The organism is Streptomyces sp. CNT372 (genome assembly GCF_000377145.1).
This window is the reverse complement of the sequence record NZ_KB897781.1, coordinates 284,449-301,619: the sequence shown is the minus strand read 5'-3', so window position 1 is coordinate 301,619 and position 17,171 is coordinate 284,449. Positions and strand designations below refer to the sequence as shown.

Annotated in this window: 13 protein-coding genes and 1 pseudogene; 4 read left to right on the top strand and 10 right to left on the bottom strand. The window is 69.3% G+C overall.

The window, feature by feature from the left end; all coding sequences use genetic code 11:
* Nucleotides 1-267: 267 nt before the first annotated feature.
* The 3 genes from C593_RS0114185 to C593_RS0114175 form a co-directional block, all read right to left on the bottom strand.
* Entirely contained in the window at nt 268-594 is a 327-nt protein-coding gene (locus tag C593_RS0114185; protein ID WP_018847958.1) for a hypothetical protein, read from the bottom strand.
* A 319-nt stretch (nt 595-913) separates the two neighbouring features.
* The gene (locus tag C593_RS0114180) at nt 914-2,170 is read right to left on the bottom strand and encodes a cation:proton antiporter domain-containing protein (protein WP_018847957.1); all 1,257 of its coding nucleotides are present in this window, start codon (nt 2,168-2,170) and stop codon (nt 914-916) included.
* Nucleotides 2,171-2,783: 613 nt separating this feature from the next.
* A complete protein-coding gene (locus C593_RS0114175; RefSeq protein ID WP_018847956.1) occupies nt 2,784-3,410 on the bottom strand; it encodes an NAD(P)H-dependent oxidoreductase in 627 nt (208 codons plus the stop codon).
* Here C593_RS0114175 and C593_RS0114170 point away from each other — a divergent pair.
* Nucleotides 3,400-3,699, top strand: coding sequence for a hypothetical protein (locus C593_RS0114170; protein WP_158686844.1), 300 nt, complete (start codon nt 3,400-3,402; stop codon nt 3,697-3,699). The genes C593_RS0114175 and C593_RS0114170 overlap by 11 nt on opposite strands.
* Nucleotides 3,700-3,747: 48 nt before the next feature.
* On the opposite strand, the pseudogene C593_RS31690 reads toward C593_RS0114170, so the two are convergent.
* Both C593_RS31690 and C593_RS0114160 read right to left on the bottom strand, forming a co-directional pair.
* Nucleotides 3,748-3,957 (bottom strand): annotated as a pseudogene (locus C593_RS31690) (IS5/IS1182 family transposase); the annotation flags it as partial.
* A gap of 85 nt (nt 3,958-4,042) precedes the next feature.
* Complete coding sequence (locus C593_RS0114160; protein ID WP_018847953.1) at nt 4,043-4,570, bottom strand: DUF6584 family protein; 528 nt, start codon at nt 4,568-4,570, stop codon at nt 4,043-4,045.
* A gap of 271 nt (nt 4,571-4,841) precedes the next feature.
* Between C593_RS0114160 and C593_RS0114155 the strand changes: the two genes are divergently transcribed.
* The gene (locus tag C593_RS0114155; protein ID WP_018847952.1) at nt 4,842-5,588 is read left to right on the top strand and encodes a phosphotransferase; all 747 of its coding nucleotides are present in this window, start codon (nt 4,842-4,844) and stop codon (nt 5,586-5,588) included.
* Between the two features lie 330 nt (nt 5,589-5,918).
* Here the strand turns inward: C593_RS0114155 and C593_RS0114150 are convergent, their stop codons facing one another.
* The 5 genes from C593_RS0114150 to C593_RS0114130 all read right to left on the bottom strand — a co-directional run bounded on the left by C593_RS0114150 (nt 5,919) and on the right by C593_RS0114130 (nt 12,576).
* Entirely contained in the window at nt 5,919-6,692 is a 774-nt protein-coding gene (locus tag C593_RS0114150) for a DJ-1/PfpI family protein (RefSeq protein WP_026277681.1), read from the bottom strand.
* On the bottom strand, nt 6,689-7,675 hold the full coding sequence (locus C593_RS0114145; protein WP_018847950.1) for a DJ-1/PfpI family protein: 987 nt from the start codon (nt 7,673-7,675) through the stop codon (nt 6,689-6,691). The genes C593_RS0114150 and C593_RS0114145 overlap by 4 nt, the downstream gene beginning before the upstream one ends.
* A gap of 426 nt (nt 7,676-8,101) precedes the next feature.
* Entirely contained in the window at nt 8,102-9,631 is a 1,530-nt protein-coding gene (locus tag C593_RS0114140; protein ID WP_018847949.1) for a UDP-N-acetylglucosamine 1-carboxyvinyltransferase, read from the bottom strand.
* A gap of 692 nt (nt 9,632-10,323) precedes the next feature.
* Nucleotides 10,324-11,448, bottom strand: coding sequence for an HBL/NHE enterotoxin family protein (locus tag C593_RS0114135; protein WP_018847948.1), 1,125 nt, complete (start codon nt 11,446-11,448; stop codon nt 10,324-10,326).
* Nucleotides 11,449-11,478: 30 nt separating this feature from the next.
* Nucleotides 11,479-12,576, bottom strand: a complete 1,098-nt coding sequence (locus C593_RS0114130; RefSeq protein WP_018847947.1) for a hypothetical protein — start codon at nt 12,574-12,576, stop codon at nt 11,479-11,481.
* A 777-nt stretch (nt 12,577-13,353) separates the two neighbouring features.
* Between C593_RS0114130 and acnA the strand changes: the two genes are divergently transcribed.
* Together acnA and C593_RS0114120 are read left to right on the top strand one after the other, a co-directional pair.
* Nucleotides 13,354-16,068 (top strand): aconitate hydratase AcnA, encoded by a 2,715-nt coding sequence (gene acnA / locus C593_RS0114125; RefSeq protein WP_018847946.1) that lies wholly within the window; start codon nt 13,354-13,356, stop codon nt 16,066-16,068.
* A gap of 150 nt (nt 16,069-16,218) precedes the next feature.
* Nucleotides 16,219-17,043 (top strand): PepSY domain-containing protein, encoded by an 825-nt coding sequence (locus tag C593_RS0114120; RefSeq protein ID WP_018847945.1) that lies wholly within the window; start codon nt 16,219-16,221, stop codon nt 17,041-17,043.
* The last annotated feature ends 128 nt before the right edge of the window (nt 17,044-17,171 follow it).

Genomic DNA, 17,171 nt, shown 5'->3' with positions numbered 1-17,171 from the left:
GCGTCGGGGACAGGCCCCGGCCCACCGCGGTCAGGCCCGGGGAGCGGCGGGCAGCCACTGGCCGAGCCGGCCCCGCGGTGCGTCCTGGACCTTCACCCTCTCGTCATCCCGGTCGGCCAGGAGATCGAGCAGCCCGAACACGCCGTGCGCGCCTCACCCTCGGTCACCATGGCCCGGCCTCGCCGGAGACGCGATCAGGGCGATCAGTTCCCTCCGGGCCCTCCCTCGCCGGCCGGGCGCGGCCCGGCCTGGGGGCATGGGGGGTGATCAGCGCCCGAGGGCCTGCTTGAGCTGCTGCTTGTTCATGGTGGAGCGGCCCTCGATGTTCTTCTTCCTGGCCTCTTCGTAGAGCTGGTCCTTCGTGGGTCCCTGGGCCCCCCGGTGGGAGCGTTCGCCGCCGCGCTGGGAGGCGGACTTCGGGTCCCGGGTCGAGGTCCTCGAGGCGGTCTCGGACTCTCCGCTGCGGGCCCGTTCCTTGTTGACGGTGCGGGCCGCGATCTCCTTCGCCCGCTCGGTGGACTCTCCGCGCTTCTTCGCGCTGTCCTTGACGTGCTCGTACTGCCGTTCACGCTTCGGGCTGGAACCTGCGGGCATCGTCCCGTCTCCTTCACCGTTCGTGTCGGCCGCTCCTCCGACGGGAGCGGCCGCTCAGGTGCCAGTGGAACCCGCGGGCCGTCCGGCCGCACGGTGGACAGTTCCGGGCGGAGTCTCCGGCTCGGCGAGCGCGGCTCACGACGGCACCGGGCCCCGGACAGTCCGGCCCCTCACGGTCCTCGGGTACCGGTGCCCGTTCCCCGTCTCCTCACACCCCGGCCGGGAGCCGTCCGCCCGTGCCGCCGAGGAACGACGGCTCCGGCACCCGGGCCGTCCCGGCGCGGTACGGCGCTGCCGAGGACGCGGCGCACAGCGGCTGCTACACCGATCCGGTGTCCCGCGTGCGGTCGAGACGGGCAACGACCGGGCCGGCGGTGATCCCGTGCAGGACCACTGACGCCAGCACGGTGAAGGTCACCACTGCCCACAGTTCCCGTTCCGGAACGAAGAAGTCGTGTTGGCCCAGGGCGTAGGAGAGGTAGTACAACGAGCCGATCCCCCGCACGCCGTAGGCCGCGACCACCCAGCGCTCCTTGCTCTCCAGCGGACTCCTCAGCAAGGCGGCCCACCCCGACAGGGGCCGGATCACCAGCAGCACCACGCCGGCGACCGCCGCGCCGCGCCAGGTGAGAGCCGACAGGCCGCCCAGCGCGATGAAGGCCCCCAGCAGGAACAGCACGGCCGCGGTCAGCAAGCGCTCGACCTGCTCCGCGAAGTCGTGCAGAACGTTGTGGTAGCCGTGGGCCCGCTCAGAGGACCGGACGGCGCACCCGGTGATGAACACGGCCAGAAAGCCGTAGCCCCCGGCGAGCTCCGTCACTCCGTAGGCCAGGAACGTGGCGCCCAGCACGACGAAGCCCTCCCGATGCCGCGAGAGCCTCAGCACCCTGGACCGTGTCCGGAAGAACAGCCAGCCGAGCAGCCGCCCCGTCACGAGTCCGCCCAGAGCGCCGATGCCGCACTTGTACACGACGTCCTGGGCGGCCCATGAACCGATCCACTCGGCCGACCAGCCGCTGCCCGCGGCGGCGGCCAGCGCCACGGCCGCGTACGTCAGCGGAAACGCGAGTCCGTCGTTCAGGCCCGCCTCACTGGTGAGAGCGAACCGCACCTCGTCCTCGTCGTGTTCCTCGTCCGTGGGTTCGCCGACCCGCACCTCGGCGGCGAGCACGGGGTCGGTCGGTGCCAGGACCGCCCCCAGCAGCAACGCGGCGGCCGGGGGCCAGTCGAGCAGCCACCAGGCCACCAGACCGGTGACCAGGAACGTCAACGGCATGGTGGCCCCCAGCAACCGCCAGGTCGAACCCCACCGGCGCCATCCGACGGGCCGGTTGAGAGCCAGCCCCGCGCCCATCAGCGAGATGATCACCACGACCTCGGTGACATGCTCGGCTGCAACGCGGTCATGCACCGGGTCGATCACAGGCAGCGGCAGGGGCAGCAGGTAGACGCCGATGCCGCACAGCAGGAAGACGAGCGGCAGCGACAGCGGCCGCCCGGACAGGACCCGTGGCAGCACCGCCGCCAGCAGCGCTCCGACTCCGATGCAGGCGAAGACCGCGTCCGCGCTCGTCACTGCCGATGTCCACCCTTCGCCGTCGTGGTCCGTCGCACATGCCCACCGGGCACCCCGGCCTGCTACCCCCGATCCTGCAGACGCACCTGAGGATCTGCTTGCCGAAGGCGTCGGCGACCGGGCGCGGACCGGGACGAGGTGGGCTGGACGGAGACCCTGCGGTTGGTCCGCGGCGGGGCCGTCTCGGCGTGCTGCTTCGGGATGACCGGGAAAGACGTCGCGGACGAAGGTGAACGCGGCGGAGCTGGTGCGGCTCCGATCATGACCCGGACCCGATCAGGCCGCGTTTGCTCAGGTCACGCGGGAAGGTGGTCCAGAAAGTCTCGTGCGCGCTGTCGCAACCCATGAGCCGAGGGCTTCGCGGCCGCCCTCCACGGTCGCGCCGGCGGCGATGACGACCGGGGCCGGTCGGGCTGTTCGCTCGCCCTCCGCCGTCCGGTTGGTGGTGAACCCGCCCCGGCAGACCCTTTCGCCCGCGCCGGCCACGACTCCGGCCCCGCGCACTCCGGCACCGAGCCGTTCACCCCCGCCGGTCTCTCCGTCGGGACCTGGTGGCCCGTTCCTCGCTGCTGTCGTGATGCGCACACCGGTCCGCGTCGTCGGCTCCGGGTGTTCACGGTGTCGGCGGGTAGGGGTTCGCCCTGAGGAGCCGTGCGAGGTGTGCGGTGTTCGCGGCGAGCGTGGCGGTCGTGGCCGCCGTCTTCTCGGGGGTCTGGTCCAGGTCCCGGTAGTCGGTGCCGTGCATGGCCTCTCCGACCCAGTAGGTGACCGCGTTGGGCGCGAGGGAGAAGCCGACGTCGTTCAGCCCCTGGAACAGGTCGGCACTGACTTTGTGTGCTCCGTCCTCGTTGCCGACGACGCAGACGGCGGCGGCCTTGCCGTAGGTGAGCATCCGGCCCTCGTCGTCACTCTCGCCCTGCTCGGCGTTGAGCCGCTCCAGGACCAGCTGGGCGATGCTGGACGGATGACCGAGCCAGATGGGTGTCGACAGGACCAGGATGTCGGCGTCCAGGATCGCGGAACGGATCCCCGGCCAGGCGTCGCCGCCGCCCATGTCGGCGTCGACTCCCGGCGTGACCTGGTGATCGGCCACCCGGACGACCGTCCCGCTCACACCGTGCTCGGCCAGCCGGTCCAGGGTCTGGCGGGCCAGCAGGTCGGAGCTGGACGGTGCGGGGGAGGGGGAGAGGGTGCAGACGAGCGCGATCGCCTTCAAGGCGGTGTTGTCGGTGGTGGTCATGATCTGCGACTACCCGGACGACTCCGGTGAATCCCGCTTCCTCCCGAGGATCACACGCGCGTCACCCGAGCGCGCCTTCGGGTCCCAAGGGCGGGCCGAGGTCCGCGAGACACCGGCGGCGTCCATCATCCGCCTCTCCGGGGGCTTCGGCCTCGACTCCCTGCCCGTCCTGCACCCCGCCGTCCGCCAGGCCGGCCGCAGAGGCAAACAGATCACCGTCGACATGTCCCGCCCGGTTTCCGCGCTCCGCAACTTGATCGTCATCTGTTCCTTCCCTGGTCTTGGGTGAGTGTGATTGGTGCCCCCGGCTCCGGGGGCACCAATCACACTTACGTGTTCAAGAGCTGTCCCGTAGATCATCTCTGAGTTGCATCGGCAGCCGTTGGCCATCGTGCGAGCCGCTCGTCAGTCCAGCGAGGGTGAGGTTGCGCATCCGAGCGATGCCGCGCATGGCGTGGTGGACTCCGTCGCCTTCGAGGCGGCAGTCGGGAAGGATCTGCCATGTCTTCATGCGCGCGAAAACGTGTTCGATGCGGGCGCGGACACGCGCCACCGGGGGCCCCGTCAACGGCAGTTCTGGACGGTCTCATCACACCTTGAGCAGCACTCCTCACAAGCCCCGGCGACCTGAGTCAGTCGAAGAGGGCAACGAGTCCATTCACCCAGATCGCGAGGAACACGAGGGCCGCCACCAGGCAGCCGACGCCCGCCAGCACACCGCCGACCGTCCACGGCTCGGAGGGCGCCTCGTACCCCCCTTCCAGGTCGTCCCGGTAGGAAGCGGGGTCGTCCCAGTCGACGGGGTGCCCCAACTCCTCGGCGCAGGCGGTCCGCACCGCGACCAGTTGCCCCTCCGCGAAAGCGCTGGCGGCCTTCGCTTCGGGGCCCTGCCAGGCGAGGGCCTTCATCCGCCGCCCGGGAGACCCGTGCCGCGCCTCGAAGGCAGCCGTCTCGTCGGCGTTCCGGTCCTCTTCGAGGTACATCCAGCGTCCGGCCTCGGCGGAGTCGCCGTAGAGCCGGTACACCTCGGCCAGGCGACGACGGAGCGTCAGGTCGTGCGGGAAGGACGAAACGAGACCGCGCAGGCGCTGGCGCGCGACGGGAACCCGGCCTGCGGCCAGGTCCGCATCGACTCGGGCAAGGGTCTCTCTCAGGGGCATGAACGCATGATCGGGTACCGCACTGACCTGCGTCGACCTGGTTTCGTCGCTCAGTACTCGCTCGTTCTTGACGGCATCGGCTGTACCTCACTGAGGGGAGACCACCAGTTACGGGGACAGCCCTCGGGCGAACCTCTCGGGCGCGCCCTCAGCCGTAACTCCTCGCGAAACTCCTGCCGTTCGGCGCTCAAGCCGCCCCTCGTGGATACCGCATCCCCTGAGACGCGATAACCCGGCGAATGTCATCGGCCGTCCGGGGATACTGGCCGCCATGGATGAGGTATCGGTCGTCGTCGCCCATTCCGAGCGCGCGACCCTGCGCGTCGGCGACGTGTTCCTGAAGGTGGACGCAGATCAGGCCCGCGTCGACATCGAGGTCGAGGCGATGGCCCTGGCGCCGGTTCCCACCCCGAAGGTCCTGTGGCGCAAGCCGCCCGTGCTCGCGCTCGCCGCACTGCCGGGGAGGACGCTCGGGCGCCTCGGAGGGCCGTCGACCGGGTCGCCGACGGCGTGGGCCGCTGCGGGCGCCGCCATCCGGAAGCTGCACGACGCGCCGCTGCCGCCCCGGCCGGGCGGGGCCGGCCGGAGCATCATCGCGCTGGAGGCGGAACTCGACCACGAGTGCGAGTCGCTCGTGACGAGCGGCGTGCTGCCCGCCGACCTGGTCACCCGCAACCGCCGGGTCGCCGAGGCCGCACTCAGGCCGTGGACTCCGGCGTTCACGCACGGCGACCTGCAGATCGCGCACGTCTTCGTCGACGGTGACGAGGTCACGGGCATCATCGACTGGTCGGAGGCGGGTCAGGGTGATGCCCTGTACGACCTCGCCACCTTCACGCTCGGACACGAGGAGCACCTCGACGACGTCATCGCCGGCTACGGCACCGACATCGACCTCGACGTGATCCACGCATGGTGGTCGTTGCGAAGCCTGCTCGCGGTTCGCTGGCTGATCGAGCACGGCTTCGACCCCTTCTCACCGGGTTGTGAGGTCGACGTCCTGAGATCACGGATCTGAGGCAGCGCGGTCCTGCCCCACGGCGATGACCCGCGCCCGCGAGGTGTCCCGTCCACAGGTCTTGACTGTTGCTCCAGGGCGAGCGCGGCCCTTCTCCTCGGTGTCCGCTCAGGTGCGGGTGCCGGGGAACGCAATCGGCCCTGGAGCGGCGGACCTTGTACTGGTCCAGACCGCCGCACTCTGCGCGGACACCGATTGCCGACCGACCGACCGCGACCGCGGCCACGGGCCCTCCTCACGGGAAGGCCAACCCTGCCGCCTGTACGTGAACGGTCATGAGGAACAAGGTCACCGACCGCGACCGCGCCCCGCACTCTTCATCCCCGGAAGTCACCCGGCAGACCGCTCAAGCAATTCGAGGGCGTGCTCTTTCAGCCGGTTGTCAGCGTCAGCCGCATTGCCAGAATCGAACGGAGGCTGCGGATCGTACTCGACCGCCAGCTGGACTGCTCGAGCCGTTGCCGTTCCCGCGATGAGCGCAGCGAGGTAGAGGGCCATGTCGATGCCGGCAGACACCCCGGCGGCTGTGATGATTCTCCCCGACCGGACGTAGCGCTGCGCCTCGTAGGTGACGTTGAACGTTTGCTCCAGGTACTCGGCAGACGCCCAGTAGGTGGTGGCCCGGCGGCCGTCGAGTAGGCCCGCGGCGGCAAGGACCAGACTTCCCGTGCAGACGGAGGTGGTCCACCGCGTACCTCGGTGGATCTCACGGATCCAGTCCAGCAGTACCCGGTTGCCCATGGCCGCGAGGGTCCCTCGATTGCCCGCACCAGGTACGAGGAGCACGTCCAGGCGGTCGACTTCGGTAATGGAGCGCTCGGCCAGAACTGCCACGTCGCCCGTATCCGTTCGAACCGGGCCGCGTTGCTCGGCGATCATGGTCACGGTGGCGTCCGGCAGCCGCGACAGGACCTCCGCGGGGCCGGTGGGGTCGAGCAGGCTGAAGCCGTCATAGAGCAGGATGCCTACGCGTGGTCCCCTCCCTTCCGAGGAGCGAGCCGGTGCAGCTGCTGCGGGTGACGTGGCGGCACCGGCCGTCGCCAGCACAGCGGCGACGGCAGCAGAGCCGCGCAAGACGGTCCTTCGGTTCGTTTCGCGTGTCATGAGTCCGGATTCTCACCACCGCGTGCAGCGACCGCCTGCGGCATGTCCGGCATCCGGCGAATCCTGTCCCCGGTGCAGCCGTAGAGATCCCGGAACGCCTGGCGCAGCGTCTGTTCAGAGGCGAACCCGCACCGGCGGGCGATGGCCGCCAAGGGCAGGCTGCTGGACCGGACGAGCAGCACCGCTGCTTCGGTGCGTGCGGCACGCACGGCCCGGGCAGGCGTTGTCCCCAGATGCGTGTTGAACAGCCGGGTCAGGTGCCGAGCGCTGACACCTGCCCTGACGGCAAGTGCGCGAGGAGTGAGATCCGCGGTGAGATTGCTGGTGATGTAACCCGTCACGTCCCGCACCAGCCTGGCCTCAGGAGGCGGCGAGGAGAGGAAAACCGAGATCTGCGCCTGATCGGCCGGCCGGTGCACGTGCGTGACGAGTTCGCGGGCGACCGCTCGGGCCAGTGTCGGTCCGTGATCCTCCTCGATCAGTGACAGAGTCATGTCCAGCGCACTGGTCACTCCCGCGGCGGTGTAGACATTGCCGTCGCGGACATACAACGGCCGAACGTCCACAGCGACAGCGGGATGTCGCTCCGCCAGCCGCTCACCCCAGCCCCAATGGGTCGTCACCCGGCGACCGTCCAGAAGACCGGCAGCAGCGAGCACGAAGGCACCCGTGCAGACGGAGGCGACGCGCCTGCTCCTCCGGGCAAGGCGGCGGATCTCGACGAGTAGCCGCTCGTCGGCCGCCGCCTCCTCGCAGCCGGCGCCTCCGGCCACGACGAGGGTGTCCAGACGTCCGGTGACAGCTTCGACCGCGTGGTCGGCACGAAGCGATATGCCGGCGGACGTGGCGATGCCCCGCCGGGCGACAGTCCCCAGCTCGATCGAGTAGTGCGGGTTCGCCCCGTAACTGTTGGCGATCTCCAAAGCGCCTGACACAGAGGCGATATCGATGATCTGGGAGCCGCCATAGGCGACGATGAGCACACGCCGATTCCTGTCCGCCATGCACTCATTGTCGATGAATCAGACAGCCAACCCGGGGACCGTGCAACGACGCGGCCGACACCGCCGAACCCGAGCGCTTCGCGTTCGACTCGGTCCACACCGGTCTCCTCGACCGCGTCCAGGTCAACCTGGCCGTGCTCGCCGACCACACCCACGGCCCGGGCACACACCTGCGGCTCGGCACGCCCCTGCGCTTCGCCTGGTGCCGCACCGGCGGACGCGCTCACCGCGTCCGCCGACGGCGGCAGTCAGGCAGGGTTCAGGCGTGGCCGCCCGAACGGGACGTGCCGCTGCCGTCAAGCGCGGCCCGGGCCGTCGGGCAGCACACGGGCGAACCGCGCCGGTGCCCTCCCTGACCCGCCACGTCCCAGGCCGGGCGGGATCGGCGGCATCCAGGTGTCAAGGTCAGATGTCCCGGAAGATCTCGATCTGCGCCCCCACCGAGTTCAGCCGCTCCGCCAGGTCCTCGTAACCCCGGTTGATCACATAGACGTTGCGGAGGACCGAGGTCCCCTCGGCGGCCATCATCGCGAGGAGGACGACCACGGCGGGGCGCAGGGCCGGCGGGCACATCATCTCGGCGGCGCGCCAGCGGGTAGGGCCCTCGACCAGGACGCGGTGCGGGTCGAGGAGCTGGAGGCGGCCGCCCAGGCGGTTGAGGTCGGTCAGGTAGATGGCGCGGTTGTCGTAGACCCAGTCGTGGATCAGCGTCTTGCCCTGCGCGACGGCCGCGATGGCCGCGAAGAAGGGCACGTTGTCGATGTTGAGGCCGGGGAACGGCATCGGGTGGATCTTGTCGATGGGCGCCTCCAGCTTGGAGGGGCGCACGGTGAGGTCCACCAGGCGGGTGCGGCCGTTGTCCGCCGCGTACTCGCCGGAGCGGTCGTGGTCGAGACCCATCTCCTCCAGGACCGCGAGCTCGATCTCCAGGAACTCGATGGGCACCCGCCGGATCGTCAGTTCCGACTCGGTGACGACCGCGGCGGCGATCAGACTCATCGCCTCGACCGGGTCCTCGGACGGGGAGTAGTCGACGTCCGCGTCGATGGTCGGCATGCCGTGCACGGTCAGGGTGGTCGTGCCGACGCCCTCGACCTTGACCCCGAGCGCCTCCAGGAAGAAGCACAGGTCCTGGACCATGTAGTTGGACGAGGCGTTGCGGATGACCGTGACGCCGTCGTGGCGCGCGGCGGCCAGCAGCGCGTTCTCGGTCACCGTGTCGCCGCGCTCGGTCAGCACGATCGGGCGGTCCGGCGCGACCGAACGGTCCACCTGCGCGTGGTAGATGCCCTCGGTCGCCGTGATGTCCAGCCCGAAGCGCCGCAGCGCGATCATGTGCGGCTCGATGGTGCGGGTGCCGAGGTCGCAGCCGCCCGCGTAGGGGAGGCGGAAGGTGTCCATCCGGTGCAGCAGCGGGCCGAGGAACATGATGATGGACCGGGTGCGCCGGGCGGCGTCCGCGTCCATCGACGCCATGTCCAGCTCGGCCGGCGGGACGATCTCCAGGTCCAGGCCCTCGTTGATCCAGCGTGTGCGGACGCCGATCGAGTTGAGGACCTCCAGCAGACGGTAGACCTCCTCGATCCGGGCGACCCGGCGCAGCACGGTGCGCCCCTTGTTGAGCAGCGCGCCGCACAGCAGCGCGACACAGGCGTTCTTGCTCGTCTTGACGTCGATGGCGCCGGAGAGCCGGCGTCCGCCGACGACGCGCAGATGCATGGGGCCGGCGTAGCCGATCGAGACGATCTCGCTGTCGAGCGCCTCGCCGATGCGGGCGATCATCTCAAGGCTGATGTTCTGGTTGCCGCGCTCGATCCGGTTGACGGCGCTCTGACTGGTGTTGAGCGCCTCGGCAAGCTGGCTCTGTGTCCAGCCCCGGTGTTGACGGGCGTCACGGATGAGCTTGCCGATGCGTACGAGGTAGTCGTCTGCCATGGCTGGAGGCTATCTCAGATATGAGATGAGAACGCCAGTGGGGTGGTCCGTTCGGGTGGTGCACCCGGCCCCGAACGGCGCCGAACGGCGCCCGGTCCGGCGCCCCTTCCGGCACCTCTCGCGGCAGAGGAGCCGTGCCGGCCGTGCGCGGCTCCACCCCGAGGGCGATGGTCCTCGGGAGGTGCGGCCCTGGCAGTGCGAGGAGGCGGGGCGGGGGAGCCTCGCCTCGGGGTCGGGCCAGTAGACACTGTCAACGTCCTCCGGCAGCCATCGGACTGCGCGTCGCCCAGGGGGTCTTCGGGGCGCGCCGATGGGGCGAGCGGCGCACGGTCGCCGGGTCGGTGGGCCTGCTCGCGCTCGGCACCCTGCTGCTGTCGCGCCTGGATGCGTCGGCGCCGTGGTGGGTGACCGGTACGGGCTTCGCCTGCCTCGGCGCGGGTTTCACCACGGTGATGGTCACCGCCACGGCGGTGGTCGTCCGGCGGATCCCCGCGGAGCACGCGGGTGTCGCGGGCGGGCTCCAGCAGACGGCGATGAACACCGGCCCGTCGGCGGGTATCGCCGCCGCGGTCGCCCTGCTCGCGGCCGGCCGGCACGACGGTCCCACCGCCGCCCCGGCCCTCGGCGCAGGACGGCCGGGACGGCACACGGCACAGCCTGGAGCCGCACGGGCGTGGAGTTTCAGAGCGCTGTCAACGCGCCAGCCGTGGGGGCTTCTGCAGCTCGAACCGGATGAGGTCCCCGGTGTGTGTGTTCGGCTGGGACACCGTCTTCATTCCGATGAGGGCGTTCCGCGTATTCCGCAGCTGTTCAAGATTTCGCGGCACGGACCTGTCGATGGTCCCCAAGAAGCTCTTGCGGAGGAAGTCCGACTGGGCCCTCCCGGCCTTCTCGATGTTGTCGGCGGCGGAGTTCAGCGATTCCTTGAGAATCGTCCAGCTGTTGGTCGAGTTCTGCAGCGCGGTGGCCACTCCCCCCGCTTGGGTACCAAGGTCTGACAGTCCGGCGCTGCATGCCGTCAGCAGCTTCACCCCGCTTTCGAGACGTTCCTGTTTGGCGAGGATTTCCTTCTTCTCGTCGTAGAGGTTCGCCAGCGCGACCCCGCTGCCGATGCCTCCTGCGATGCCACCGACGAGCAGGACACCGCCGCCGATGGCCACGCCGAGGCTCAGTCCGCCGGTGAGGACGGAAGTGCAGCATCCGACGATGATGCATGCTGCACCTGCCAGAATGGCAACCCCGCTCACCCCTGCCCCGATGGTCGCGGCGGTGATCCTTGAGTTCACGTTCTCCAGCTCTTTTTGCAGGTTTCCCAGAATCCCATTTTCGCCGCCCACAAGACTGTTGATCTTCATGGCGCACGCAGTGAATTCCCGCTTGTCGTCGCTGAAGGCGCTGACCATCCTGTCCGTACTGGACGCCACCCTTCTTGTCTCGTCCGTGAACTCTCCCGCCTGTTCGCGGAGGAATCGCAGCATCTGCACCATGGCATCCGGATCTTTCTCATCTCTGAGAGTTTCCGAAAGAGCGCCCAGCGTGACAAAGTAGTTCTCGACCTTGGTAAGGAGCGTGATGGACTCGGGCTGTACTGTCCAGAGGTACTTTCCTGCATTTTCTGCGGATTTGTTCAGTGCGCCCTGAACCGTGCCCTGAAAACGCCGGATCTCTTCGTTGTCGATGCGGCTGAAGTCCGGCTTCGGCTGCTGCATGATGCTGAGAGCATGCGTCTGCACGAGTGCGGTCAGGGACCCTTGCGCGGCCACCTCCCCTCCGAGTTCCTCCTGCTTTTCCAGGGCGGCGGCAAGCGCGTCACTCATAGTCTTCTCCCAGTTGTCCGGTAGTGGGTTTCAGTTTCCGGTGACCGTGGCACGCAGTCTCTCCGCCTGGTCCTGGATGGTTTTCCACTTGATGACGCTCCAGCTGATCTCAGTGGCCAGCCAGGCGCCTCCGTCGTTCTTCTTCGCCTGCTCCTCCAGCGTCGCCGCGAACGAGGTGACCACCCGGCCCCAGGCAGCTGCGAGTTCCTGGGCCGGCCGCATCACGTCGCGCACGCTGCGGCCGTAGGCACCGCATTCCGAATCGATCTTCTTCGCCGTCGCCAGGCCCGACTTCAAGCCGGCGATCTCCCGGTAGAGTGCTTCGACCTTCGCGCGGTCCCTGCGGAGCTTCTGGAGGGCGGCGCCAACGGCACCGGACGTGATGTCCTCGATCCCCCCGTGCACATCCTCCGAGGATTCCGGAGCAGGGTCGCCGGCGGACGGCTTGTCCTTCTTCTCGCTCTTGCCGTCATCCTCGCCCTTCTTCTTCGCGGCGTCCTTGAAGATGTCGAGGATGGTGTCGAGGATCTTCCGTGCGCCGCTTCCCATCTTGTGCGAGGCGGAGACAACCGCATCCAGGTCCTTCCGCACCTCTTCCTGCATCTCCTCCAGTTCCTTGGTCTTGGCGGCAATCCGGCCGTCGTCCCCGGAAGTCTTCTTGATCTCGGCATGCGTCCGGCCGGCCAGGACTCCCAGCCGGTCCTCCGTCTCCTTGGAGAACCTCTCGTACTTGTCCGCGAGATCACGGGCATGCTGCTCATGCTCTTCGAAAATCGGCAACAGCTCGCCGAGGAAAGAAGCAACGCTCTCCGGGGACTCCACAGACCCCTCGTGGAGGCTCTGGAGCAGGTCGGCCGCCCCTGTCATCAGGACAAGCTGATGGATCACCGAGGGAAGCTGGACACTCCGGTACGTCCGCGCGTTCCCTCTGACCTCCTCCTGCGCCGTATTCATGGCGTGCTCATCGCTCGGGTCCGCTGTGCCGACGGGCACCTGCGCTTCGAGAACCAGGGCCCATACCTGCGCGACCTGGGCAGCGGTCACCAACCGTTCCAGGGGCTCGTCGAGTCCGACCGGGTCAAGGGTGATCCTGGCCGGAACGTCGGGGGCGACTTGCGATGACGTCATCGTGGCTCCGTTGGTACTCGAGGACGGGAAGGGCAGTGCCGGCAGGCCCGGTCGGGATGGCTTCTCGGCCCGGCGTTCGGGTGCGCCGCCCAACGGGCGGACCGGGACGACCGGCCCGGCTCTTCTCCGTGGCCGCCGCCGAGCCGACCGTGTCAAGCGGTGTCGTCACCTCGGCCGCAGGGGCGACCTCCGGAGAAGGGGTCGGGAAGGGGAACGGGAGCGAGGGAGAGTGCGCCGAGGTCACGTACAAGGTCCTTGATCACTGTGGCGTTCTATCGGCCGCGCGCCATCCCGCGAAGCCCCTTGCCTCGTGCTCACCCGTCCTGAGGAAGAGGTTCACCGCAGAAACGCTCCGCCGCGCTGCCCCTTGCAGGGTGGAGCGGCTTCTCCTGTGCCGGGAGCGGAACGCCGCCGGCAATGCAGAGAGGCCGGATCGCACTCCAGGGCGCCCGGTGCCGGCCCCGACGGACCTCGGTTGTCGTCCCGAGGCCGGAGCCGGCCTCGGGACGACCACCACTCGGACTTCAACCGGGCGAACCCAACGGTCGCCGAGGCTGAGTGAGAAGGGCCCGCCTCGATGCGGCAGGACAGGTGTCCGGGCATGACCCCATCGCGGTCATGTACTAGAGTTATCTCGACATCGAGATATCTGCCGAAGGCGTACCGCAAGCCGCCAGTCGGTAAGGGTTACCTAACTAAGCCTTACCTTAGCGGATCGGCGAGGAGTCGTGGCGGCAGCATGGACGTAGTACGCGCATATTGATGAAGGAGACTGTCGTGTCGGCGAACAGCTTCGACGCCCGCAGCACGCTGCGCGTGGGCGACGAGTCGTACGAGATCTTCAGGCTGGACAAGGTCGAGGGCTCCGCGCGCCTCCCCTACAGCCTCAAGGTCCTCCTGGAGAACCTGCTCCGCACCGAGGACGGCGCGAACATCACCGCCGACCACATCCGCGCGCTCGGCGGCTGGGACTCCCAGGCCCAGCCCAGCCAGGAGATCCAGTTCACGCCGGCCCGCGTGATCATGCAGGACTTCACCGGCGTTCCCTGCGTCGTCGACCTCGCCACCATGCGTGAGGCCGTGAAGGAGCTCGGCGGAGACCCGGCGAAGATCAACCCGCTCGCCCCGGCCGAGCTGGTCATCGACCACTCCGTCATCGCCGACAAGTTCGGCACCGCCGACGCCTTCGGCCAGAACGTCGAGCTGGAGTACGGCCGCAACCGCGAGCGCTACCAGTTCCTGCGCTGGGGCCAGACCGCCTTCGACGAGTTCAAGGTCGTCCCGCCCGGCACCGGCATCGTCCACCAGGTGAACATCGAGCACCTGGCCCGCACGGTCATGGTCCGGGGTGGCCAGGCGTACCCGGACACCCTCGTCGGCACCGACTCGCACACCACCATGGTCAACGGCCTCGGTGTGCTCGGCTGGGGCGTCGGCGGCATCGAGGCCGAGGCCGCGATGCTCGGCCAGCCGGTCTCCATGCTCATCCCGCGCGTCGTCGGCTTCAAGCTCACCGGCGAGCTGACCCCCGGCACCACCGCCACCGACCTCGTCCTCACGATCACCGAGATGCTGCGCAAGCACGGCGTCGTCGGCAAGTTCGTCGAGTTCTACGGCGAGGGCGTCGCCGCCACGAGCCTCGCCAACCGCGCCACGATCGGCAACATGTCGCCCGAGTTCGGCTCCACCGCCGCGATCTTCCCGATCGACGGCGAGACGCTGAACTACCTGAAGCTGACCGGCCGCAGCGAGCAGCAGGTCGCCCTCGTCGAGGCGTACGCCAAGGAGCAGGGCCTGTGGCTGGACCCGGCCGCCGAGCCGGACTTCTCCGAGAAGCTGGAGCTGGACCTCTCCACGGTCGTCCCCTCCATCGCCGGCCCGAAGCGCCCGCAGGACCGTATCGTCCTCGCCAACGCCGCCGAGCAGTTCAAGAGCGACGTGCGCAACTACGTGGACTCGGTCGACGAGGCGGGCAAGGAGTCCTTCCCGGCCTCCGACGCCCCGGCCGTCACCAACGGCGTCCCGTCCAACCCGGTCACCGTGACCGCCCCCGACGGTTCGACCTACGAGATCGACCACGGCGCCGTCACCGTCGCCGCGATCACCTCGTGCACCAACACCTCGAACCCGTACGTCATGGTCGCCGCCGCGCTGGTGGCCAAGAAGGCGGTCGAGAAGGGCCTGACCCGCAAGCCGTGGGTCAAGACCACCCTCGCCCCGGGCTCCAAGGTCGTCACCGACTACTTCGACAAGGCGGGCCTGACCCCGTACCTCGACAAGGTCGGCTTCAACCTGGTCGGCTACGGCTGCACCACCTGCATCGGCAACTCCGGTCCGCTGCCGGAGGAGGTCTCCAAGGCGGTCAACGACCACGACCTCGCCGTCACCTCGGTCCTCTCCGGCAACCGGAACTTCGAGGGCCGCATCAACCCCGACGTCAAGATGAACTACCTGGCCTCCCCGCCGCTGGTCGTCGCGTACGCCATCGCGGGCTCCATGAAGGTGGACATCACCAAGGACGCCCTCGGCACCGACCAGGACGGCAAGCCCGTCTTCCTGTCGGACATCTGGCCCTCCGAGGCCGAGGTCAACGACGTCGTGGCGAACGCCATCGGCGAGGACATGTTCAACAAGTCCTACCAGGACGTCTTCGCGGGCGACGCCCAGTGGCAGGCGCTGCCGATCCCGACCGGCAACACCTTCGAGTGGGACACCGAGTCCACCTACGTCCGCAAGCCCCCGTACTTCGAGGGCATGACGATGGAGACCACCCCGGTCACCGACATCTCCGGTGCCCGCGTGCTCGCCAAGCTCGGCGACTCGGTCACCACCGACCACATCTCCCCGGCCGGCGCCATCAAGGCGGACACCCCGGCGGGCAAGTACCTCACGGAGCACGGCGTCGAGCGCCGCGACTTCAACTCCTACGGCTCGCGCCGGGGCAACCACGAGGTCATGATCCGTGGCACCTTCGCCAACATCCGCCTGCGCAACCAGATCGCGCCGGGCACCGAGGGCGGCTACACCCGCGACTTCACCCAGGACGGCGGCCCGGTCTCCTTCATCTACGACGCCTCGCAGAACTACCAGGCCGCCGGCACCCCGCTGGTCATCCTGGCCGGCAAGGAGTACGGCTCCGGCTCGTCCCGCGACTGGGCGGCCAAGGGCACCGCGCTCCTCGGCGTCAAGGCGGTCGTCGCCGAGTCCTACGAGCGCATCCACCGCTCGAACCTCATCGGCATGGGTGTCCTCCCGCTCCAGTTCCCGGAGGGCGCCTCGGCCGACTCCCTGGGCCTGACCGGCGAGGAGACCTTCTCCGTCACCGGCGTGACCGAGCTGAACGACGGCACCACCCCGCGCACCGTCAAGGTCACCACCGACACGGGCGTCGAGTTCGACGCGGTCGTCCGCATCGACACCCCGGGTGAGGCGGACTACTACCGCAACGGCGGCATCATGCAGTACGTGCTGCGGAACCTGATCCGCGGCTGACGCACCACCGGCACCACGCGCAGGGGGCCGCATCCCGTCACCGGGGTGCGGCCCCCTTCCGCGTGGTGCCCGTCCGGTCGATCGGGTGACGCTGTGCGGCGGGCAACATCACCGCCCGGGGAAACGGCAAGTCATGCGGGCATGAGACTCATGCCCCGACGCACCGACAGCACGTCCTCCCGCTCCCGCACGCTCCGGGCGGCCGGCGCCCTGTGCACCGCCGCCGCGGTCGCCGCCCTGCTGACCGGCTGCGGCCAGGACGCGGACGGCTCGGCGAGCGGCACGGCCACCACCGAGGCCGCGCGCGCCGTGCCGAAGCAGACCACCACCGCCTCCCCGACAGGGGAGCTGACCGCTGCCCAGCAGGAGCGCAAGCAGGTGCTGGACGCCACCGAGACCACCTGGGACGAGGCGGCCGGGACGGCCACCGGGGAGGTGTCCGGCAGCACGCTGATCGCCCTCGACCTGGAGGGCCTCGACGACGATGACGACGCGAGCCCCAGCCCGACGGGCACGGCCAGCCCCACCGGTACCGCCAGCCCCACCGGTACCGCCAGTCCGACCGGCACCGCGAGTCCGACGGGCACCGGCAGCCCCACCGGCTCGCCCAGCCCCTCGCCGGGCACCCCGGTCTGGCACGCCGAGGTCGCCGAGGAGGACGGCACGGTCCACATCGTCCGCATCGACGGCGCCACCGGCGAGGTCATCGAGACGCGCGAGGAGGCCGACCAGGACGCGAACGACAAGCAGGCGGTCACCCGCCTCCTCGACGGCGCCACCCAGACCGCCGAGCAGGCGGCCAAGGTCGCCACGGACGAGCGGCAGGGCACGGTCACCTCGGTGGGGCTGGGCGAGGGGCAGGACGACACGGTCGTCTGGGCGGTCGAGGTCATCGGCTCCGACTGGTACAAGACGGACTTCGAGATCAACGCCTCGGACGGATCGGTCGTCCGCGTGGAGACCGACGAGAGCTGACGACCGGTCGGCCGGACGCACGAAAGCACAAGAACGACGAACGCGCGAACGCCAACGCGCCGACGCACTGAACGCACTGAACGCACGAACCCGTTCACGCAACGAGGGGCCGCATCCGGGATGCGGCC